This is a genomic window from Streptomyces sp. LMG1-1-1.1 (assembly GCF_040815545.1).
GTDB lineage: Bacteria > Actinomycetota > Actinomycetes > Streptomycetales > Streptomycetaceae > Streptomyces.
Genome location: NZ_JBFPNH010000019.1, coordinates 34,147 through 54,428, shown reverse-complemented (window position 1 = coordinate 54,428; position 20,282 = coordinate 34,147). Strand labels below are relative to the sequence as shown.

Below are 20,282 nucleotides of genomic sequence, written 5' to 3'. Positions count from 1 at the left end.
CGGCGGGGCGCAGGCCCTACAGGTACAGCCCCGCCCCCGCCGTGCGGGGTTCCGGGAGTTCCGCCGGGGGCGTGCCGCGGCGCAGCGCGAACAGCTCCGCCAGCGTCGCGCCCTCGCGCGGCACGTCCTCCTCGCGGCCCAGCCACCGCACCGATTCCGCCCGGGTCAGCGGACCGACCTCGATGCGGGCCAGGCAGCGCCCGGGGCGGACCACGGCGGGGTGGAGCCGCTCCAGGTCCTCGTTGGTGGTGACGCCGACCAGGACGTTGCGCCCCTGGCCGAGCAGACCGTCCGTCAGGTTGAGCAGCCGTGACAGGGCCTGCCCGGCCGTGTGCTTCGCCTCGCCCCGGATCAGCTCGTCGCAGTCCTCCAGGAGCAGCAGCCGCCACCGCCCCTTCGCCGTGCCCTCGTCCTCCCCGATGGCGATGTCCATCAGATAGCCGACGTCGTTGAAGAGCCGCTCCGGGTCGAGCACGCAGTCCACCTGGCACCAGTCCCGCCACGACCGGGCCAGGGTCCGCAGCGCGGACGTCTTGCCCGTGCCGGGCGGCCCGTGCAGCAGCAGGAGCCGGCCGGCGACGGAGTCGGGGGTCACCTTCATCAGGCGGTCCATGGAGTCGGCCACCGGCGCCGAGTAGTTGGGCCGCACCTCGTCCCACGTGCCGGCGCTGATCTGCCGGGTGGTCCGGTGCGGGCCGCGCCGGGGGGACACGTACCAGAACCCCATCGTCACGTTCTCGGGCTGCGGCTCGGGCTCGTCCTTGGCGCCGTCGGTGGCCTCCTTGAGGATCCGCTCGGCCAGGTCCGCGTCGGCGGCCGTCACGGTGACGTCCGCGCCCCGGTTCCAGCGGGAGACCAGCAGCGTCCAGCCGTCGCCCTCGGCGAGCAGGGCGCTGCGGTCGTCGTCCTTCGCGGCCCGCAACACCCGGGCGCCCGCCGGGAGGAGCGTCGCCTCGGGCTTGACCCGGTCCACGGTGGTGCTGTGCGAGTGGGGCTGCTCGCCGGTCGCGAAGCGGCCGAGGAACAGCGCGTCGACGACGTCCGACGGCGAGTCGCTGTCGTCGAGGTTGAGCCGGATCGGCAGCGACCGCTGCGGCTCGGACGGTGCTGGTGGGGTGTCAGCCATGGCGCCCATGATCCGGCAACCGGGCATTCCGCGCACTGTGTTTTGAACGGGACGTTCTCCGCGCCGTTCGGTGCGGAGTGGCCGGATCTCGACGGTCGCTGACGGAGGATCGGGGGCTGTCGACCCCCAGTTTTGACATGAACACTTCCGGCGCGGCGGATCCGATGCTACTACCTGGTAACGCAGAGACCCTGCTACAGGAGGTTCCATGAGACTGTCCCGATTCACCGCGCTCTCGTCCTCGCTCCTGCTCGGTGCCGTCCTCGCCCTCACCGGGGCGAGCGCGGCACAGGCCGCCGAGACCGCCGCGCTCGACTACGTGGCCCTGGGGGACTCGTACTCCTCCGGCGTCGGTGCCGGCAGCTACGACAGCGCCAGCGGCGATTGCAAGCGCTCCACGAAGGCGTACCCGGTCCTCTGGAAGAACGCCAACGCCCCCTCGTCGTTCGCCTTCACCGCTTGCTCCGGCGCCCGAACGGGTGATGTGACCGCCAACCAGCTCGGACCCCTCTCGTCCGCCACCGACCTGGTGTCGATCACGATCGGGGGAAATGACGCCGGATTCGCCGACGTCATGACGACCTGTGTGCTCCAGTCCGAGGCCACCTGCATCAGCCGTGTGAATCAGGCCAAGAGCTACGTGGACACCACGCTTCCCGGCAAGCTCGACTCCGTCTACACGGCCATCAGGAACAAGGCACCCGCCGCCCGCGTCGTCGTCCTCGGCTACCCGCGCTTCTACCAGCTGAACGGCAGCTGCATCGCCGGCCTCAGCGAGGGCGAGCGCAGCGCCATCAACGGCGCCTCCGACTACCTCAACGCGGCCGTCGCCAAGCGCGCCGCCGACCACGGCTTCGCCTTCGCCAGCGTCGTCCCGCCCTTCACCGGCCACGAGATCTGCTCCGGCTCCGCCTGGCTCCACAGCCTCAACTGGCTCAACGTCGGGGAGTCGTACCACCCGACCGCGGCCGGCCAGTCCGGCGGCTACCTGCCCTCCTTCAACGGCGCGGTGTAACCGGGCCGTCGCCCGTACCCGTGGCGCCGGGACCGGCCGGAGCGGTGCTCGTCGCCCCGCCCCGCTCCGGCCCGGCGCCCGAACCGCCGTCCCGCACCACGTGATACGTCAGCGCCCCCGCGATCAGCAGCGCCCCGACGACCCCGGCCACCAGGACGGGTCCCCGTCGGGGCGCACCCGTCCGGGGGTCCCGGAGGCGAGCCGTCACGGGGCGGGGCCCGTCTCCCGAGCCCCCTCCGGAGCCGTCTCCCGACCCGCCTCCCGGCCCGTCTCCGGACCCGCCTCCCGGTCCGCGTGCCGGTCCGCCTCCCGGTCCACCTCCCGGTCCGCGACCCGGTCCGCCTCCCGATCCGGCCGCCCGTTCACTGGCAGGGGAACCCTTCCGGGCGGTACGGCTGTTGTCGCGGCCCCGTCCGGATCCGGGACGGACGGGCGGGGTCGGCCCGGACGCCTGGCCGGACAACTGCCGCAGCTCCCGCTCGACACGGTCCGGGGCCGGCGGTTCGGACCCCAGCAACTCCTCGATCAGCGCGCCCAGAGGCCCGATCCTGGCGCCCGCCGCCGCGTCGAGCAGAGCGCCGAGCGACCGCAGGTCCGGTCCCGGTGGACCGCCGGGAGCCGCGGAGCCGCTGCCGAGGACACCGCCGGCGGGGCCGGCGCCCGTGCCACCGGCGGAGGGGCCGGCGCCCGGGTCGCTGCCGAAGCCCGTGACGACGACCCGCCCGTCGTTCCCGAGGAGGACGTGGCGCGGTGCCACGCCCCGGTGCGGGACGCCCGCCTCGCGGGCCGCGCGCAGCGCGCCGAGGACGTCGAGGCCGACGCGCGCCGCCTCGCGCGGGGGGAGGGGGTCGCCCGCGTCGAGGGTCTCGGCGAGGGTGAGGCCGCGGACCAGTTCCATGACGATCCAGGGCCGGCCGTCCTCGGTGGCGACGCCGTGGACCGTCACCACCGCGGGGTGGGAGAGCCGGGCGGCCGCGCGCGCCCGGCGCTCGCGGCGCGCGTACAGGAGGGGGACGTCGCCCGCGGGGACGCCGTCGGGGAGCCGGAGCTCCTTGAGGGCCACCTCGCGCATGCGCGACTCGTCCAGGGCGCGCCAGACGGTGCCCGTCGCCCCCTCGGCGAGGACGTCCAGAAGCCGGTAACGACCCGCGATCACCGTCATGGATCCACGGTAGCCCGAGGGGCGCCCTCCTGGCCCCGGTCCGTCGGCGGGAGCGTCCCGACGATCTTGGTGTCGGAGATCACACCGGCCTTCCGGTCCGAGACCGAGGGGCCGGGGTGCAGGATGGTTCGTGATGGTTCGGCAGGTGTTCGAGTGCTGTCCAACTCGCCCTGGAATCAGATGGATTCGGACAGTGACCGTCAACCCTCGTACGAGTGCGGTGAATCCCGTCGGCGGGATACACGGGTGTCGTGGCGGGGCGATAGGGTTAGCCTGCCCGGGCCGGGTGCCCTTGTACGGGTGGGGAGTGACATGGAACAGATAGCAATGCGCAGCAGGCCGCGAGTGCCTGCCATCACCTGCGGGAGCAGCGCGACGAGTTCGCGACTCGACCGCCATCTCGCGGTGCTCGGCGGCCCCGCCGTGCCCCAGCGCGAGGTGGCCGAGGCGACGCTGCTGATGCGGGAACTGACGGCGCGTACGCACGAGCCGGCGGTGCACGGTCATCGCAGCCGCAGCGCACGGGTCTCGCTCTTCGCCCCGCTCCGCCGACTGCGCCGCTCGCTCTTCGGCGCGCGCCGCTAGCGAACCCCGGGCCGTCCGTACGGCCCCGACTGCGACCCCGCCGGACGTGTCCCCGCCCGTCCGGCGTTCAGTCGTGTCCGGGGCCCGCGCGGCCCTCATGCGGTGTCCGTCAGGCGATCACGCCGGTGCTCCGCAGTTCCTTCAGCTCCCGCTCGGCCACCCCGAGTTCGGTGAGCACGGCGTCCGTGTCCTGCCCGAGGGCCGGGATCCGGTCCATGCGCGGCTCCGGCGCGTCCGGGAAGACGATCGGCGGCAGCAGCGAGCGCAGCGGCCCGACGGGCGACTCGACCTCCCGCCAGCGGTCGCGTGACGTCAGCTGGGGATGGGCGGCGAGTTCGGCCACGGAGTTGAGGCGGGCGCAGGCGATGCCCGCCGCGTCGAGCCGGGCCAGCGCCTCGGAGGTCGTCAGCGGGGCCAGTGCCCCCGCGACGACCGCGTCCGTCGCCGCGCGTCCGGCGACCCGCGCCGTGTTGGTCGCGAAGGCCGGGTCGTCGGCGAGACCGGGCCGGCCGAGGACCTGTCCGGCGAGCCGCCGCCACTCCCGGTCGTTCTGCACGGACAGCAGCACCAGGCCCCCGTCGGCGGTCGGGTAGGCGTCGTACGGGGCGATGACCGCGTGCGCGAGTCCCGTGCGCGCCGGGGCGGCGCCCCCGTGCGCCCCGTGGTGCAGAGGGTGTCCCATCCACTCGGCCAGCGAGTCGAGCAGGGAGACCTCCACCGGACCGCCCCGGCCGGTCGTGCCGCGCCGGACCAGGGCGGCGAGGACGCCCGAGAAGGCGTACATCCCGGCCGCGATGTCGGCGGCCGGGATCCCGGACTTGACCGGCTGTTCCGGGGTCCCGGTGACCGACACCAGCCCCGCCTCGCACTGGACGAGCATGTCGTACGCCCGCTTGTGCGCGTACGGTCCCGTCGCCCCGTACCCGGAGACGTCCACGGCGATCAGCCGCGGGTGCGCGGCGCAGAGCGTGGCGGCGTCGAGGCCGAGGCGGGCCGCGGCCCCCTGCGCGAGGTTCTGGACGAAGACGTCGGCGCCGGCCACCAGCCGCCGGACGAGGTCGAGCCCCCGGGGGTCCTTGAGGTCGACCGCCACGGACTCCTTGCCGCGGTTGCACCACACGAAGTGGGAGGCGAGGCCGCGGGCCGCCGTGTCGTAACCGCGGGCGAAGTCCCCGCCGTCGGGGCGCTCGATCTTGACGACACGGGCGCCGAGATCGGCGAGCTGCCGGGTGGCGAAGGGCGCGGCGACGGCCTGTTCGACGGCGACGACCGTGACCCCTTCGAGGGGGAGTGGCTGGGTGCTCATGACAGCCCTGCCTACCGTGCCCCGCGGCTCCTGTCATCAGGGGATGCGTCACGCGGGGCCGGTGGGGTGCCCGCCGGAGGGCCTCGGGTGCGTCGGGCGGGCGTTGCTCAGCGGCGGGCGTACCGCCGGACCGCGAGCGGGGCGAAGACGGCGAGCAGGCCCAGCGACCACAGCAGCGCCCCGGCGACCGGGTGGGCCACCGGCCAGGCCGCGTCCGCGGGGATCGGCGCGTTGCCGAAGAGGTGGCGTACGGCCGTCGTGACCGCCGAGATCGGGTTCCACTCGGCGACCGTCCGCAGCCAGCCGGGCATGCCGCCGGTCGGGATGTACGCGTTCGAGAGGAGCGGCAGCATGAAGGTGGCGCTGCCCAGCTGGCCCGCCGCCTCCTCGCTGCGCGAGGCCAGGCCGAGGAGGATGCCCACCCAGGTCGTCGCGAAGCGGAAGAGGAGCAGCAGGCCGAAGGCGCCCAGGGCCTGCGGGAGCGTGCCCTCGACGCGCCAGCCCATCGCGAGCCCGACCAGGACCAGCGGGACCGTGCCGACCGCGCTCGCCACCAGGTCGGCCAGCGCCTGGCCGAGGGGGACGGCGGACCGGCTGACGGGGAGGGTCCGGAAGCGGTCCATCACGCCCCGGTGGGAGTCCTGCGCGGCCTGGAACATGCCGGTCATGAGGCCGCCGGCCGCCGTCGCGACCAGCATGCCGGGCACCAGGAAGGCCCGGTACTCGGCGCCGGGCGTGGCGAGCGCGCTGCCGAAGACGTACCCGAAGAAGAGGAGGAAGACGATCGGCATCGTCTGCGTCATGACGGTGATCGCGGGCGCGTGCCGGATCCGCTGGAGGTGGCGGCCGAGGACGGCGGTCCCGTCGTGCGCGAGGGCGTTCATGCGGCGAGTTCCTTCCGGTCGGTGAGGCGGAGGAACACCTCGTCGAGGGTGGGCGGGCGCAGCGAGGCGTCGATGATGTGGACGTCGGCCGCGTCGAGCGCACGGACGATCCGGGGGAGCGTGAGCGTGGTGTCCGTGGTCACCGCGCCGGCCGTGTGCCGCTCGGTGTCCAGGGTCGGGGCCGAGCCGGTCAGCCGGTCGAGGACGGCCGCTGCCGCTTCGAGGGACGACGGGTCGGAGACGGTGACCTCGGCGTAGCTGCCGACGAGCGCCTTGAGTTCGGCCGGGGTGCCGCGCTGCGCGGCCCGTCCTTCGTCGATCAGCACGATGTCGTCGGCGAGCCGGTCGGCCTCCTCCAGGTACTGGGTGGTGAGCAGCACGGTCGTGCCGTCGGCCGCCAACTCCCGTACGGCGTCCCAGATCCCGTTCCGGCTGTGCGGGTCGAGGCCGGTGGTGGGTTCGTCGAGGAAGAGCACCCGCGGCGGTACGAGCAGGCTCGCGGCGAGGTCGAGGCGCCGCCGCATGCCGCCGGAGTAGGTCCGGGCGGGCCGGTCGGCGGCGGCGTCCAGGCCGAAGCGCTCAAGGAGCTCGTCGGCGCGGGAGCGCGGGGCGCGCAGGAGCCGGGCGAAGAGGCGGAGGTTCTCGGCGCCGGTGAGGTCGCCGTCGACGGAGGCGTACTGCCCGGTGACCGCGATCCGCTTCCGTACCCCGGCCGGGTCGCGCGCCACGTCGTGTCCCGCGACCCGGGCGCTGCCGGCGTCGGGGGCGACGAGGGTGGTGAGGACGCGGACGGCCGTGGTCTTGCCGGCGCCGTTGGGGCCGAGGATCCCGTGGATGGTGCCCTCGGGGACGGCCAGGTCGAGGCCGCGGAGGGCGTGGACCTCGCCGTACCGCTTCTGCAGACCTTCACTAAGTACAGCGTACGTAGTCGTCATGGGGTGACCATAGCTCACTACGTACGGTGTACGTAACTACGATGGTGGGGAGGTGATGATCCATGGCGGGCCGAGCGGCCGAACCGGAAGTGATCTGGGCGCGCCCCGAGCGCACGGGCCGCGGCCCGAAACCGGCGTACAGCCGGCGGGACATCGTGGACGCGGCCGTCCGCATCGCCGACGCCGACGGCATCGACGGGGTCTCCATGCGCCGCGTCGCCGCCGAACTCGGCTGCGGCACCATGTCGCTCTACAACTACGTCCCCCGCAAGGAGGACCTGTACGAGCTGATGGTCGACGCGGTCAGCGGCGAGTACGAGCTCCCCGAGGAGCCCAGCGGCGACTGGCGCGCCGACATGACCTCGATCGCCCACCAGACCCGCGCGATCATGTACCGGCACCCCTGGCTGCCCCGCGTGATGACCACCGCCTACGGATTCAGCCCCAACGCCCTGCTCTTCCTGGAGTGGTGCCTGGGCTGCCTCGCGCCCCTGGACGTCCCCGCCGGACTGAAGATGCAGCTGATCGCCATGGTCAACGGCACGGTCATGGCCACCGTCGCCAACGAGCAGGCCATCGCCGAGCGCGCCCGCGGACTTCCCTGGTCCGAGGCGGAGGAACAGGCCGTCCGCGGCGCCTACCTCATGGGACAGGTGGCGAGCGGACGCTACCCGCACCTCGCCGGACTGCTCGCCGAGGCTCCCGCCGCACCCGTCGACGCGGACGAGATCTTCGCGATGACCATCGCCCGCCTCCTCGACTCCTTCGCGCCCCCGGCCGCGGGAACGCCCGTCACAGGAGCATGAACTGCCCCTCCGGGCCCTCCTCCTGATGATCGAGCACCGACGCGGGACGGCGGGACCCGTCCGGCGGCGGCAGCACCCCGGCGGCCCGGAGCTCCGACCCGCCGAGGCCCCCGGCGGCGAACGCCGCCCGCTCCGGCTCCCGCGCGCCGAGCAGCGCCAGCACGGTGATCAGGTCCAGTAGCTCCGAGGTCCACTCCTGCGGCCAGTCGCCCGGCCCCATCGCCTCCAGGGACCCGGGCTCCGCCGGCGCGGTCCGGTGCGCGAACCACTGCTCCAGCACCCGCACCCCGCCGACCCGGTAGTCCCACGCCTCCACCGGTACGGGCGAGATACGGCCCCCGTCGAGATCGAGCACCTCCTCCCCGGCGTCGTACGCGATCGACGTCGGCCGCGCCGGGACCGCCGCCCGCACATAGGGCCTGCGCCCACCCGGCAGCCTCGGCTTCGTCCCGCTCAGCGCGCCGCGCGCCTGCACGTCCACGAGCTCCCGGCCGAGCGCCACGCCCGCCGCCCACACCTCCGGGTCCCCGGCCAGCGGGACCCGGCACCCGGCGGGGGAGGGGAGGGCCGCCGCCACGGTCCACGCCAGCCACTCCCGGGCGTCGACCTCGCGCCCGTACCGCTCCCCGAGGAAGCCGAGCAGACCGGGGGCGAGGTTGGGCTCCAGGCCTCCGGGGCGCCGGAACAGCGGCCGGATGCGGCCCGGACGGCCCGCCGGGGAACGCCCCTCGGGGAGCGCCGCGGTCACCAGGAGCGCGGGACCGGGCGCCCCGGCCACGTACCCCTGCTCGACGGCGAAGAGCTGCGGCTCCCCGGCCACCCGCCACAGCTCCGGGCGCGCGGTGTCGATCAGACGATGGTCCGGGAGCAGCCACTGCTCGTCGAACGGCCCGTGCGCGACCCGCACCGGCGCCGGGCACGGGCCCGGCTCACGCGCGAACCGCGCGGTCCCGGTCCGCTGCCCGGGCAGCGCCGCCACCGCGCTCACCGGCGTCCGCGCCCGGCTCGGCCGGAACAGTGCCTCCCGCTCGGCCCCCTCGGCCGCCGCCAACCGGTCCCAGCGTGCCCGCAGGGTGCGCGCGTCGGGGGCGACGATCCATGACCGCCCGAACCGCAGCGGGGCCACGGACCACGGCATCAGCTCGTCGAGGAGGGGCGGCTCGTCATCGGCGCGGGCGGCTTCCGTTCGGGGGGCTTCCGTCACGCCCCGCATGCTAACGACGGCCGTCCGTACGGGGCCAGCGCCGGCCGTGCCGCGGCGGACCTCTCAGCGGTGCCCGCGGTGGCGGCGCGGGGGATTCGGCCGGGCGCCGGCTCGATCGGCGAGGTCCTCCAGGAGACGGCGGTACGCCTCGGGGTCCTGCTCGAAGTCCGCCCCGGCCGCGAGGGCGGCCCGGTCGGCGTCCTGCCCTCGGAGCAGGTCGACCGAGGTCTGTGCGAACCGCTCCCACAGGCCGTGCCGTTCGGCGTCGGCCAGCAGCCGGCGCAGCTCGGCGACCGCGGCCTCGGCGTCGGCGCGGGCCGCCGGTCCGGCCTGGAGTCTGTTGCCCAGCCCGGCGGCGGGGGCCGCCCTCTCCAGCAGCGGGCGCAGTCGTTTCGCGAGCATGCGGGCGGTCGCCGCCGCCGCGCGCGCCTGTGGTCCGGCCTCCCGCAGCACCCACAGGGCGCGGACCAGTTCGGGGTCGGGCACCGCGCCGAGCTTCCCCCGCCGCCCCGCGTCCCGCCCCGCGTCCCGCACCGCGTTCACCGCCCGCGCGTAGTCCTCGGACGCCCACCCGGCGGCCTCGGCCAGCCGGACCGCGCGGTGCACGAGCCGCGCCTCCACGCCGAGGACCCGGGGGAGGGCACGGAGGTTCCCGCCGACCAGTCCGGCCAGGATGAGCGGCACCCCCAGCAGCAGGAGGGTGTCCGAGGTGGAGAGGCCCTCCTGCGAGTCGGCTTCGACGTCGTCCAGGTCCCCCCGGTCCGGCCCTTCCGTGAACATGAACCCGGACGCCCAGCCGTAGCCCCGGCTGTCCCCGTAGTTCGGCGCCTTGAGGCTGTCGCTCCGGCCGGCGTCGCAGTGGTACGGCCCCTCACGGGTCTTCTTCCCGTACGGGTCGCTCCACCGGACCCGGCAGGTGCCGTCGGGCTCCTCGTGGACCACCGCCAGGTCGATCTGGCGCGTCGCGGGCAGCTCCGCGTCCGACTCGATCGCGTACAGCCCGACCGAACACGCGAAGAGTGTGAAACCGACCGTCAGAACCCAGCGGAAGAAAGGTACGTGCCTCATGTGGTCATCCCCCCGCCGTCAGGCTGGCACGGTGCGGACCGGAGGGTGAGAGGCTGGTTCCGGCAGCGTGTCGCAACCGTCTCTGCCCGGGTCCGGCAGCCACCGCCGTCCCGCAGGGGTCACTGCGCTCCCACGGTCACCGTGAAGGAGAAGCGGTCGCCGCGGTAGCGGATGCGGGCCACGTCGACGACCCGGCCGTCCTCGTCGTAGGTCACGCCGGTGTAGTGGAGGATCGGGGAGAGGAGCGGGACCTGAAGGAGGCCCGCCGTCTCCGGGTCGGCGAGCCGGGCCTCGACGGTGTCCGTGATGCGGCTGATCCGGACCCCGACGACGTCCCGCAGCACCTTCGTCATCGGCCAGCGGACCAGATCGGCCGGGTCGATCGAGGCGGCGAGCTCGGGGAGCACCGCGTTCTCCGCCCAGTTGGTCGGCTCGTCGCTCTCCCCGTCACGGCGCAGCCGCCGGTACGCCACGACCTCCGGCACGTCGGGGAAGTACTCGGCGAGCTCGCCCGGCACCGGTTCGGGGCCGTGCCCGAGGACCGTCGTCCGCTCGCCCGACTGCTGGGCCACGATCGTGTCGATCGAGCCCAGCAGCCGGCGGGGGGTGCACCGCCGGGCACCCGGCTCGATGAACGTGCCGCGCCGCCGGTGCCGGCTGATCAGCCCCTCCTCCTCCAGCTCCTTGAGGGCCTGGCGCATGGTGAGCACGCTCACGCCGTAGTGGGCGGCGAGCTGCTCCTCGGTGGGCAGCCGCAGCGAGGCGTCGGGCGTGCGGCCCAGTATCGAGGCGCGCAACGACTGCGAGACCTGATACCAGAGCGGCAGCTTGCGGTTCAGGACCAGCGAGTCGGGTGCGAAGGCGGTCACGGGTTCTCCGTACGAAGGCTACGGGCTTACGGCCGAGACATTACGGCCGGAAGTGGCGCTCCAGACCCTGCCATACGTCGTCGTATCCCTTCTGCAGGTGGTCCGCGCCCGCGGCCTGCGCGGTCGCGGTCATCGGCCAGCGGGTCTCGAACATGAAGGCAAGGCCGTCGTCGATCTTCTGCGGCTTCAGCTCGGCGGCGCTGGCCTTGTCGAAGGTCTCCCGGTCGGGGCCGTGCGCGGACATCATGTTGTGCAGCGAGCCGCCGCCCGGCACGAAACCCTCCGCCTTGGCGTCGTAGGCGCCCTCGATCAGGCCCATGTACTCGCTCATCACGTTGCGGTGGAAGTACGGCGGGCGGAACGTGTCCTCGCCGACCAGCCAGCGCGGTGCGAAGACCACGAAGTCCACGCCCGCCAGCCCCGGGGTGTCGGTGGGTGAGGTGAGGACCGTGAAGATCGACGGGTCGGGGTGGTCGTAGGAGATCGTCCCGATGACGTTGAAACGGCGCAGGTCGTAGACGTACGGCGTGTGGTTGCCGTGCCAGGCGACGACGTCGAGCGGCGAGTGGCCGTACGTCGCGGACCAGAGGTTGCCGCAGTACTTGTTGACGACCTCGACCGGACCCTCGACGTCCTCGTACGCGGCGACCGGGGCCCGGAAGTCCCGGGCGTTGGCCAGGCCGTTGGCGCCGATCGGGCCGAGGTCGGGGAGCTGGAAGGGGGCGCCGTAGTTCTCGCAGACGTAGCCGCGGGCGGTCTCGTCGAGCAGTTCGACGCGGAAGCGGACCCCGCGCGGGATCAGCGCGACCTCGCCCGGGTGGGCGGCGAGCAGGCCCAGCTCGGTGCGGAGCAGCAGGCCGCCGCGCTCCGGGACGATCAGCAGCTCGCCGTCCGCGTCGCCGAAGACCCGGTCCATGGACGCGTTGGCGTGGTAGAGGTGCACGGCCATGCCGGTCCGCTGCGCCGCGTCGCCGTTGCCGCCGAGGGTCCACAGGCCGGCCAGCCAGTCGGTGCCGGGGGCCGGGTCGGGCAGCGGGTTCCAGCGCAGCCGGTTGGGGTCGGGCACGGTCTCGGTGAAGGGCGCGCCGTGCAGCGCGCCGTTGTCGATCCGGGTGAACGGCGGGTGCGCCGCCGAGGGGTGGATCCGGTAGAGCCAGGAGCGGCGGTTGTGGGACCGCGGCTCGGTGAAGGCGCTGCCGCTGAGCTGCTCGGCGTACAGGCCGAGGGGTGCGCGCTGCGGTGAGTTGCGGCCGTCCGGCAGGGCCCCGGGGACCGCCTCCGAGCTGTGCTCGTTGCCGAAACCGGTGCTGTAGGTGAGCGCCTCGGCCGTCTTCCTGGCCTGCTCCGTGGTCATCGCCCGCTCCTGTCCTGAGCCCCTGGCCTGAGGCCACAAGGGAATCCTATGGCTGACCGTAGGATTCCGCGCGGCTCACGTCAACGGGGCACAGATCCCCAAGGCCCCCGCGACCTCTTCGCCGCGCCCGCCGAGGCCCGTTTCCCGGCATTCCCCGCCGCCGTCCGTACGAGTCCGTGCACGAGGGGGTCAGAAAAGATGAACAATGCTCTACTCTCACGCGCATGTCCTGGACCCGAAGACTCGTCCTCGCGCTCACGGTCGTGCTCGCGGCGCTCGCCGCAGCCCTGCTCACCGCACCCGGGGCCCAGGCCCACGAGGAGCGGCCCATCACCCTGCCCGACGGCTCCGGCAGCGTGCCGAAGCTCCGCACGGGCGAACCCGACCTCCTCGTCTGCAAGACCGACCGGGCCGACTTCGACCGCCGGATCGCCGGCTTCCCGGCCGCCCTCAAGACCCGCAACCTCGCCCTGTACGAGCGCTGCGCCCGCGGCGGATACCGCCACCTCCAGCAGGCCGTCGACGCCGTCGACCGGCCCGGCATGACGATCGCGATCCTCCCCGGCCTGTACGAGGAGGAGCCGTCCCTGCCGCAGCCCACCGGGGCGTGCGCCACGCTCAAGGCCCCCAAGTCCTCGCTCGGCTACCAGATCCTCAGCTACGAACAGCAGCTGAGCTGCCCCCACAACCAGAACCTCGTCGCCATCCTCGGCAAGAAGAACCTCCAGATCGAGGGCACCGGCGCCTCCCGCCTCGACGTCGTCATCGACGCCAAGTACCAGAAGCTCAACGCCCTCAGGGCGGACGGCTCCGACGGCATCTACTTCCGCAACTTCACCGCGCAGCGCACCACCTTCAACTCGCTGTACGTGCTCGCCGCCGACGGCTTCGTCATCGACGACGTCCTCACCCGCTGGAACGACGAGTACGGCTTCCTCACCTTCGCCTCCGACCACGGCCTCTACAAGAACTGCGAGTCGTACGGCAACGGCGACTCCGGCATCTACCCCGGCTCGGCCTCGAACATCAACGACGGCTACGGCTACGACGTCCCCCGCTACTCCATCGAGATCACCGGCTGCCGCAGCCACCACAACATGGTCGGCTACTCCGGCACCGCCGGGGACTCCGTCTGGGTCCACGACAACGAGCTCGACCACAACATGGGCGGCGCCTCCATGGACTCCGCCTTCCCCGGCCACCCCGGACTGCCCCAGAACCACGCCCGCTTCGAACGCAACCTGATCCACGACAACAACCAGAACTACTACCCGTACGTCGCCGACGGCACCTGCGCCAAGCCGCCCGTCGACCGCGGCTACGAACAGGGCGTCGTCTGCCCCCAGATCTCCATGCCCCCCGGCACCGGCATCATCACCGCGGGCGGCAACTGGAACCTCTACGAGGACAACTGGATCTACGGCCACCAGCGCGCCGCCTTCTTCCTCAGCGCCGTCCCCGCCTTCATCCGCGGCGAGTCCGCCTGGGGCAAGCAGACCGACACCTCCCACCACAACCGCTACGCCGGCAACCACCTCGGCGTCGACAAGGCCGGCAACACCCGCCCCAACCGCACCGAGGTCTGGTGGGACGGCCAGGGCGGCGGGAACTGCTGGCAGTCCGACGCCGGCGCCACCACCCCCGGCGCCCTGCCCGGCTGCGGCGCCCGCCGCGGCGACGTCTCCGGGAACACCGACCGGCTCGTCGGCGAACCCGTCAAACTCGCCCAACTCCTCGTCTGCGCCGACTACAACGTCCAGGCGCGCCGCCTCCCGGCAGGCTGTGACTGGTACGGCGCCCGCGGCCTCCAGCGCGTCGAGACCCAGCTCGCCCTCGGCGCCGCCCTCGTCCTCGCCCTCGCGGGCTGCGCCCTCTGGTGGCGCCGACTGCGCGGCAGCCGGCTCGCCGGCGTGGCCACCCTCATCGGCCTCGCGGGCCTGACCCTCGACGTGGTGGGCTCGACCCTCGCCCTCACCCCGACCTTCGTCCCCGCCCTCGCGCTGCTCCTCACCGGGACCTGGTGGACCCTCATCGGCCTCGCCCTGCGGCCCACCCGCCCCGTCCTCGCCTGGACCACCCTGGCCCTCGGCGCCCTCACCCTCCTCGACGCCTTCGACAAGGCGGTCCTCATGGTGCCGGGCATCCCCCTCAGCCCCGCCTGGCTCCGCCTCCTCCTCGGCGGCGTCTGGGTCCTCTGGGCCGTCATCGCCTCCGGCGCCCGGCCGCCCCGGCCGACCCCCGCACCGGACCCGGACGCCGATTCCCCCGCACCTCCCGCACCCGAGCACGCCGCGGACTCCACCGCGGGGACGCCGTGACGCGGCCGCCCGGGGCGGCGTCGCTCCTCTCCCTCACGGCCGTCCTGGCCGCCGCGCTGACCCTCACGGGCTGCGGCGGCCGGGCCACCACCCATCACAAGCCCGGCACCACCCACCAGGAGGCCACCGGGAGCAGCGGCACCCTGCTCCCGGCGAAGGACGAGGGCGGCCACCGGCTCCGGGAACTCCCCGCGGCGGACGCGCCCACCGTCAGGGCCGAGGCCCGCCCCGACCCGGAGGGCGGCTGGAACGTCCACCTCACCGTGGAGAGGTTCCGCTTCACCCCCGAGAGCACCGGGGGCGCGGCCCTCCCGGGCCGGGGCCACGCCCGCCTGCTGGTCGACGGCCGGGAGACCGCCCGCCTCTACGGACCCTGGGGGTACGTCCCGCCGGGCGCCCACACCCTGACCGTCCGGCTCCACGCCGACGACCACACCGCCTGGGCCGTCGCCGGAACCCCCGTCCAGGCCACCGTGCGCCTGGACGGCACGCCCACCACCTCCGCGCCAACCGGCCCCCGTCCGGCCGACACCGGCCGGACGGTCACCCTCACCATCAAGGGAACGACCGTCGAACCACCCCCTTCCCGCATCGAGTTGAAGAAGGGCGAACGCGTCACCCTCCGTGTCACCGGCGACCGCGCCGACACCGTCCACGTGCACGGCTACGACCGCGAGCTCCCCCTCACGCCCGGCGCCCCCACCACCCTCACCCTCACCGCCGACCGCACCGGTCTGTTCGAGGTCGAGACGCACGAGTCCGGACTCGTGCTCACCCAACTCGTCGTCCGATGACCGCCGTTCCCGCCGCCGCCCACGCCCACGCCGAGCCGCTCGGTGTCCCGCTCGCCCACGTCGAGTCGCTCGGTTTCCCGCTCGCCCACGCCGAGTCGCTCGGTTTCCCGCTCGCCCACGCCGAGTCGCTTGGTCTCCCGCTCGCCCACGCCGAGCCGCTTGGTCTCCCGCTCGCCCACGTCGAGTCGCTCGGTGTCCCGCTCGCCCACGGCGTGGGCTCCCGGCACGACCTCCCCCTCTCTCCCTTCTACGCCTACGCCGGCGCCTTCACCGCGCTCCTCGTCTCCTTCCTCGCCCTCGGGCTCCTCTGGTCCTCCTCCCGCTTCCGCGGCGACCTGGCCGGACGCCCGATCCCCGCCCCTCTCCAGCGGGTGGCCGACGCGCCGGCCACCCGCGCGGCCCTCCGGATCCTCGGCACCGCCCTCGCGCTGCTCTTCCTCCTGCACCTCCTCCTCGGCCCCGACGACCCGGACCGCAATCCGGCACCCGGCGCGCTCTACGTCCTCCTCTGGGTCGGACTCGTCCCCGCCTCCCTCCTCCTCGGCCCCGTCTGGCGCCTCCTCAACCCCCTGCGCGCCGCCCACGCCCTCCGCCCGCAGCGACACCCCCGTCCGCTGCCTCCCGCACTCGGCATCCGCCCCGCCGCCGCCGGGCTCCTCCTCTTCACCTGGCTCGAACTCGTCGCGCCCGACAACACCTCCCGCACCACCCTCCTCATCGCCCTCGCCGTCCACACCGCCGTCCAGCTGCTCGGCGCCGCCCGCCACGGCGACCGCTGGTTCGCCCACGCCGACCCCTTCGAGGTCTACTCCTCCCTCCTCGCCCGCCTCTCGCCCCTCGGCCGCCGCGCCGACGGCCGGCTCGTCCTGCGCTCCCCCTTCCACAGCCTCGACTCCACCCCGCAGACCCCCGGTCTCGTCGCCACCGTCTGCGTCCTCCTCGGCTCCACCGCCTACGACGGCCTCTCCGACAACCCCCGCTGGATCACCACCCTCCAGACCTCACCCCTCGGCCCCACCGCCACCGCCACCCTCGGCCTCCTCGCCGCCGTCGCCCTCGCCGCCGCCTGCTACGGCCTCTGCGCGGGAGCCCTACGGCTGATGAACCGTGACCTCACCACCCCCCTCACCTCCTTCGCCCACTCGCTGCTGCCCATCGCCCTCGGCTACCTCGTCGCCCACTACTTCTCACTCTTCGCAACCGAAGGAGCACGTACAGTCATCATGGCAGCGGGCACTGACAACGCCCCCGCGCCCGCTCCACCACTGGGTCCAGGGGGCCTCGCGACCCTCCAGGTCGCCGCGATCGTCACCGGTCACGTCCTCGGTGTCGTCGTCGCGCACGACCGGTCCGTCCGCCTCTTCCCGCCCGACCGGGCGGTCGCCGGCCAACTCCCGCTCTTCGTGCTGATGATCGCGTACACCCTCGGCGGCATCGGCCTGCTCATCGCCTGAGGCCCGGCTTCGCCCGATCCCCGACCGGAGCGGCATCATGGTCCCCGTGCCCCAGACCAGCCCCCAGACACCCCCGGTGCTCCGTCGCACCCCCGTGCAGCAGCGCAGCGCCGAGCGGCTCGCCCGGATCCTCGACGCCTGCGCCGCACTCCTCGACGAGACCGGGTACGAGCAGCTGAGCACCCGCGCCGTCGCCGTCCGCGCCGGCGTTCCGATCGGCTCCGTCTACCGCTTCTTCGGCAACAAGCGGGCGATGGTCGCCGCCCTGGCCCACCGCAACCTCGACGAGTACGCCGAGCGGATCTCCACCCGCTTCGCGGCGACACCGCTCCTCGACGCGCACGGGGCGATCGACGGCGTCCTCGACGAGTTCATCGCGATGAAGCGGACCGTCCCGGGGTTCGCGCTCGTCGACTTCGGGGTGCCCACCACCGCGCCCGACGACGGCCCGGGGGGTGGGCCGAAGGGCGGGCCGGGGCGCGGCCGGGAGGGCGGCCGGGAGGGCTCCGAAGGTTCCGGTCGAGCGTCCGGAGGAGCACCCGGCGACGCGGACGACCGCGGTGCCGGTGACGGGGACGGCGAGGGGGTGGGCGACGGGGCCCACGACGGGCCTGACGCCGGGGCCGGCGCCGGGGTCGACGCGTTCGCCGAGGACCCCAACCGCCTGGTCGCCGAACGGATCTGCGGGCTCCTCGCCGCCCACCTCGGCCGCACCGCTGATGACGACCTGCGGCGGAAGGTCCTCGTCGGCGTCGAGACAGCCGACGCCCTCGTCCGGCTCGCCTTCCGGGTCGACCCCGCGGGCGATCCGGCGCTCGTCGACGAGACGCGCCACCTGCTCCACGCCTACTTGGCGCCCTCGCTGTCGTCGTAGGTCCTTTGGGACGCCGTGTGGTGGGCCGGGGGCGGGGGCAGGGGGCAGGGGGCGGGGCCGGGGGCCGGGAGCGGCCGGCCGGGGCTGGTCGTCCGGGTGGCCAGGCCTACCGCACGGCCCGGGGCCCTGCATGGCCCGGGGCCCTGCACGGCCCGGCCCACCGCACGGCCCGGGGCCCCCGCTGTTCCTCCGTACGACTTCCGCCCGGACAAGGTCCGCCCGGACAACGCCCGCCCAGACCCCTCCCGTACGTGCCTACCGGTCGGTATGCTCGGCGCCACCCGACGCCGCCCCAGGGAGACGCCATGTCCACCGCCCTGCGCATCTGCCCACTCTGCGAAGCGACCTGCGGACTGACCCTCACCCTCGACGGGGACCGAGTGACGGGGGCGCGCGGGGACCGTGACGACGTGCTCAGTCACGGGTTCATCTGCCCGAAGGGCGCCGCCTTCCCGGAGGTCGACGGCGACCCGGACCGGCTGCGCGGCCCGCTGGTCCGGAAGGACGGCAGACTCCAGGAGGCCACCTGGGCCGAGGCGTTCGACACGATCGCCGCGCGAATCCGGCCGCTGATCGAGGAGTGCGGGCCGGATGCCGTGGGTATCGTCCTGGGCAACCCCAATACGCACACGTTCGCCGGCGCCCTCTACCCGCCCCTGCTGATCGGTGCGTTGCGGACGCGGAACCTCTTCACCGCGTCCACGCTCGACCAGATGCCCAAGCACGTCTCCAGCGGCCTGCTCTTCGGGGACCCCTTCGCCATCCCCGTGCCGGACCTGGACCGCACCGACCACCTGCTCGTCCTCGGAGCCAACCCGCTGGACTCCAACGGAAGTCTCTGCACCGCCCCCGACTTCCCCGGCAGGCTCAAGGCGCTGCGCCGACGCGGCGGCACCCTCACCGTCGTCGACCCCCGGCGCACCCGCACCGCCCGCCTCGCCGACCGGCACGTCGCGATCCGCCCCGGCGCCGACGCGCTCCTCCTCGCCGCCCTCGTGCACACCCTCTTCGAGGAGGGCCTCACCGACCTCGGACCGCTCGCCGCCCACGTCGAAGGGGTGGACGAGGTGCGGGCCGCGACCGAGGAATTCAGCCCCGAGGCGGTCGCCGCCGCCTGCGACGTGGACGCCGCCACCATCCGTACCCTCGCCCGCGAACTCGCCGCCGCGCCCACCGCCGCCGTGTACGGGCGGATGGGCAGCTCCACCGTGGCGTACGGGACCCTCGGCAACTGGCTCGTCGACGTCCTCAACATCCTCACCGGCAACCTCGACCGGCCCGGGGGCGCCCTCTTCCCGCTGTCCGCCACCGCGCCCGCCCCGCGCCCCGCCGGACCCGGGAAGGGCTTCGTCCTCGGCCGCCGGCACAGCCGGGTCTCGCACCACCCCGAGGTCAAGGGCGAACTGCCGATGGTCGCGCTCGCCGAGGAGATCGAGACACCGGGGGAGGGGCGCATCAGGGCGGTGATCACCGTCGCCGCCAACCCCGTCCTGTCCGCGCCCGACGGCGACCGCCTCGACGCGGCCCTCGGCTCCCTCGACCTCATGATCGCCGTCGACCCGTACCTCAACGAGACCAGCTGTCACGCCGACGTCCTGCTGCCCCCGCCACCGCCCTCCCGGAGCGCCCACTTCGACTTCGCCTTCAACGGCTTCGCCGTCCGCGACCAGGCCCGCTACACCCCGGCCGCCGTTCCCCTCGAAGCGGACCGCATGGACGAGTGCGAGATCCACGCCCGGCTGATCCTCGCCGTGACCGGGCCGGACGGGGCCCCGCCGTCCGCCGTCGACGAACTGGCGATCGACATGACGCTCGCCAGGGCCGTGACCCAGGAGCACTCGCCCGCGTACGGCGCCGACCCCAAGGAGTTCGCGGCCGGGCTCTCCGGCGACACCGGCCCCGAGCGGCGGCTCGACCTGATGCTGCGCCTCGGTCCGTACGGGCTCACCCTCGACGAGCTGAAGGCCCACCCGCACGGCCTCGACCTGGGGCCGCTGAAACCGCGGGTTCCCCAGCTCCTCAAGACCCGCAGCGGACGGATCGAACTGTTCCCGGCGCCCCTCGCCGCCGACCTGCCGCGGCTGCGGGCCGCGCTCCACGCCGTACCGGAGCCGGGGACCCTCCAGCTCGTCGGGCGGAGGCACCTGCGCTCGAACAACAGCTGGCTGCACAACACCCCGGCGCTCGGCGGCGGATCGAACCGCTGCACCCTTCAGGTGCATCCGGCGGACGCGGAGCGGCTCCGGCTCACCGACGGCGGCCACGCCAGGGTCACGGGGGAGGGCGGGGAGGTCGAGGTGCCCGTGGAGGTCACCGACGGGGTGCGGCCCGGGGTGGTGAGCCTTCCGCACGGCTGGGGGCACGACCGGCCGGGCACCCGCCTCGCCGTGGCGTCAGCCCGCCCCGGCATCAACGTCAACCAGCTGCTCGACGGCTCCCGGATCGACCCCCTCTCCGGCACCGCCGTCCTGAACGGCTTCCCCGTCGAGGTGTCGCCCCTGCCGTGACCTGGGGTTTTGCTCGTATTG

General features: G+C 74.1%; 17 protein-coding genes. 8 read left to right on the top strand and 9 right to left on the bottom strand.

Annotation, left to right across the window (positions count from 1 at the left end; all coding sequences use genetic code 11):
• Positions 1-16: 16 nt before the first annotated feature.
• Positions 17-1,135, bottom strand: coding sequence for a DUF5925 domain-containing protein (locus tag MRBLMG1_RS09675; protein WP_367822737.1), 1,119 nt, complete (start codon positions 1,133-1,135; stop codon positions 17-19).
• Positions 1,136-1,334: 199 nt separating this feature from the next.
• Between MRBLMG1_RS09675 and MRBLMG1_RS09670 the strand changes: the two genes are divergently transcribed.
• Entirely contained in the window at positions 1,335-2,141 is an 807-nt protein-coding gene (locus MRBLMG1_RS09670) for an SGNH/GDSL hydrolase family protein (protein WP_367822735.1), read from the top strand.
• On the opposite strand, the gene MRBLMG1_RS09665 is transcribed toward MRBLMG1_RS09670, so the two are convergent.
• The gene (locus tag MRBLMG1_RS09665; RefSeq protein WP_367822733.1) at positions 2,125-3,303 is read right to left on the bottom strand and encodes a protein kinase domain-containing protein; all 1,179 of its coding nucleotides are present in this window, start codon (positions 3,301-3,303) and stop codon (positions 2,125-2,127) included. The two genes, MRBLMG1_RS09670 and MRBLMG1_RS09665, sit on opposite strands and share 17 nt — an antisense overlap.
• Before the next feature lie 312 nt (positions 3,304-3,615).
• Here MRBLMG1_RS09665 and MRBLMG1_RS09660 point away from each other — a divergent pair, with 312 nt between their 5' ends.
• Positions 3,616-3,888: a hypothetical protein gene (locus MRBLMG1_RS09660; RefSeq protein ID WP_026058652.1), complete on the top strand. Its 273-nt coding sequence runs from the start codon at positions 3,616-3,618 to the stop codon at positions 3,886-3,888.
• A gap of 109 nt (positions 3,889-3,997) precedes the next feature.
• On the opposite strand, the gene MRBLMG1_RS09655 is transcribed toward MRBLMG1_RS09660, so the two are convergent.
• From MRBLMG1_RS09655 to MRBLMG1_RS09645, 3 genes are all read right to left on the bottom strand, one after another.
• The gene (locus MRBLMG1_RS09655; RefSeq protein WP_367822731.1) at positions 3,998-5,194 is read right to left on the bottom strand and encodes a CaiB/BaiF CoA transferase family protein; all 1,197 of its coding nucleotides are present in this window, start codon (positions 5,192-5,194) and stop codon (positions 3,998-4,000) included.
• Positions 5,195-5,301: 107 nt separating this feature from the next.
• Positions 5,302-6,078 carry an ABC transporter permease gene (locus MRBLMG1_RS09650; protein ID WP_367822729.1) on the bottom strand — a complete coding sequence of 259 codons (777 nt, stop codon included), beginning with the start codon at positions 6,076-6,078 and terminating at the stop codon, positions 5,302-5,304.
• Positions 6,075-7,013: an ATP-binding cassette domain-containing protein gene (locus MRBLMG1_RS09645; protein ID WP_367822728.1), complete on the bottom strand. Its 939-nt coding sequence runs from the start codon at positions 7,011-7,013 to the stop codon at positions 6,075-6,077. Before MRBLMG1_RS09645 ends, MRBLMG1_RS09650 begins: the two co-directional genes overlap by 4 nt.
• Before the next feature lie 62 nt (positions 7,014-7,075).
• Here MRBLMG1_RS09645 and MRBLMG1_RS09640 point away from each other — a divergent pair, with 62 nt between their 5' ends.
• Complete coding sequence (locus MRBLMG1_RS09640) at positions 7,076-7,819, top strand: TetR/AcrR family transcriptional regulator (RefSeq protein WP_367822726.1); 744 nt, start codon at positions 7,076-7,078, stop codon at positions 7,817-7,819.
• Here MRBLMG1_RS09640 and MRBLMG1_RS09635 read toward each other — a convergent pair.
• From MRBLMG1_RS09635 to hmgA, 4 genes are all read right to left on the bottom strand, one after another.
• Positions 7,806-9,032 carry a type ISP restriction/modification enzyme gene (locus MRBLMG1_RS09635; protein ID WP_367822724.1) on the bottom strand — a complete coding sequence of 409 codons (1,227 nt, stop codon included), beginning with the start codon at positions 9,030-9,032 and terminating at the stop codon, positions 7,806-7,808. The genes MRBLMG1_RS09640 and MRBLMG1_RS09635 overlap by 14 nt on opposite strands.
• A 54-nt stretch (positions 9,033-9,086) precedes the next feature.
• Complete coding sequence (locus MRBLMG1_RS09630; protein ID WP_367822722.1) at positions 9,087-10,091, bottom strand: hypothetical protein; 1,005 nt, start codon at positions 10,089-10,091, stop codon at positions 9,087-9,089.
• Positions 10,092-10,210: 119 nt separating this feature from the next.
• Positions 10,211-10,960, bottom strand: coding sequence for a GntR family transcriptional regulator (locus tag MRBLMG1_RS09625; RefSeq protein ID WP_367822720.1), 750 nt, complete (start codon positions 10,958-10,960; stop codon positions 10,211-10,213).
• Positions 10,961-11,000: 40 nt separating this feature from the next.
• Positions 11,001-12,314, bottom strand: coding sequence for a homogentisate 1,2-dioxygenase (hmgA, locus tag MRBLMG1_RS09620; protein ID WP_367822718.1), 1,314 nt, complete (start codon positions 12,312-12,314; stop codon positions 11,001-11,003).
• A 224-nt stretch (positions 12,315-12,538) separates the two neighbouring features.
• On the opposite strand from hmgA, the gene MRBLMG1_RS09615 reads away from it, so the two are divergent.
• From MRBLMG1_RS09615 to MRBLMG1_RS09595, 5 genes are all read left to right on the top strand, one after another.
• Positions 12,539-14,632, top strand: a complete 2,094-nt coding sequence (locus MRBLMG1_RS09615) for a right-handed parallel beta-helix repeat-containing protein (RefSeq protein WP_367822716.1) — start codon at positions 12,539-12,541, stop codon at positions 14,630-14,632.
• On the top strand, positions 14,629-15,426 hold the full coding sequence (locus tag MRBLMG1_RS09610; protein WP_367822715.1) for a hypothetical protein: 798 nt from the start codon (positions 14,629-14,631) through the stop codon (positions 15,424-15,426). Before MRBLMG1_RS09615 ends, MRBLMG1_RS09610 begins: the two co-directional genes overlap by 4 nt.
• Positions 15,423-16,880, top strand: a complete 1,458-nt coding sequence (locus MRBLMG1_RS09605) for a hypothetical protein (protein ID WP_367822713.1) — start codon at positions 15,423-15,425, stop codon at positions 16,878-16,880. Before MRBLMG1_RS09610 ends, MRBLMG1_RS09605 begins: the two co-directional genes overlap by 4 nt.
• 37 nt (positions 16,881-16,917) lie before the next feature.
• Positions 16,918-17,754 carry a TetR family transcriptional regulator gene (locus MRBLMG1_RS09600; RefSeq protein ID WP_367822711.1) on the top strand — a complete coding sequence of 279 codons (837 nt, stop codon included), beginning with the start codon at positions 16,918-16,920 and terminating at the stop codon, positions 17,752-17,754.
• A 305-nt stretch (positions 17,755-18,059) separates the two neighbouring features.
• Positions 18,060-20,261 carry a molybdopterin-dependent oxidoreductase gene (locus tag MRBLMG1_RS09595; RefSeq protein ID WP_367822709.1) on the top strand — a complete coding sequence of 734 codons (2,202 nt, stop codon included), beginning with the start codon at positions 18,060-18,062 and terminating at the stop codon, positions 20,259-20,261.
• Positions 20,262-20,282: the final 21 nt, after the last annotated feature.